Below are 1,014 nucleotides of genomic sequence, written 5' to 3'. Positions count from 1 at the left end.
TTCTTTTGCGATTTCATAAGATACCCCTTCGGCTTCGATAATAATTCTTCCCGGAGTAACAGGGGCAACAAAGCCCTCTGGAGCACCTTTACCTTTACCCATACGTACATCAGCAGGTTTTCTGGTAATAGGTTTATCCGGGAAAATACGAATCCAAATTTGTCCTTGACGTTGCATATATCTTGTCACTGCAATACGAGCAGCTTCGATCTGACGGCCTGTAATCCATTTTGTTTCCAAAGCCTTAATTCCAAAAGAACCGAAAGCCAACTGATTACCTCTCTGGGCAATACCTTTTTGACGGCCTTTTTGTTGTCTTCTGAATTTTGTCTTTTTCGGTTGTAACATAATTCCTAAAAATTCAAATTCGTTTAGCGATTATTTTTCTTTCTTTTGAAGTTCTTTCCGCCATTGTTTCCGCTATTGCTTCCACGACCGCTTTCTTTGCTTTGCGTAAAGTTCGGAGCTAATTCTCTCTTACCGAAAACTTCACCTCTACAGATCCAAACTTTAATACCGAGAAGACCAACCTTAGTCAATGCTTCTGCATGACAGTAGTCGATATCTGCTCTGAAAGTGTGCAACGGAGTTCTTCCTTCCTTATACATTTCAGAACGAGCCATTTCAGCTCCATTCAAACGTCCTGAAATCTGAATTTTGATACCTTCAGCACCCATACGCATTGTATTAGCGATAGCCATTTTAATGGCACGGCGATAGGCAATCTTTCCCTCTACCTGACGAGCGATGTTGTTTGCAACTATAACAGCATCCAACTCAGGTCTTTTCACTTCGAAGATATTGATCTGAATATCCTTATCGGTAACCTTCTTCAACTCTTCTTTCAACTTATCAACTTCTTGGCCACCTTTACCGATAATAATACCCGGACGTGCAGTACAAACGGTAATAGTCACGAGTTTCAGTGTACGTTCAATTACGATTCTTGAAACACTGGCTTTTGCAAGTCTAGCGTTCAAATATTTACGAATCTTGCTATCTTCCAGCAGAGAA

Annotated in this window: 2 protein-coding genes; both read right to left on the bottom strand. The window is 40.7% G+C overall.

What is annotated here, in order from left to right; genetic code table 11:
- Window positions 1–348: 50S ribosomal protein L16 (gene rplP / locus QVP90_RS12410; RefSeq protein ID WP_288204437.1), on the bottom strand; the 348-nt coding region annotated here is incomplete at its 3' end.
- A gap of 23 nt (window positions 349–371) precedes the next feature.
- Window positions 372–1,014: 30S ribosomal protein S3 (rpsC, locus tag QVP90_RS12405; protein ID WP_288204436.1), on the bottom strand; the 643-nt coding region annotated here is incomplete at its 5' end.

Source organism: Bacteroides sp. CAG:189 (assembly GCF_000432295.1).
Classification (GTDB): Bacteria; Bacteroidota; Bacteroidia; order Bacteroidales; family Bacteroidaceae; genus Bacteroides; species Bacteroides salyersiae.
Note: the sequence above shows the minus strand (reverse complement) of the source record. Positions and strands in the feature narration are given on the sequence as shown.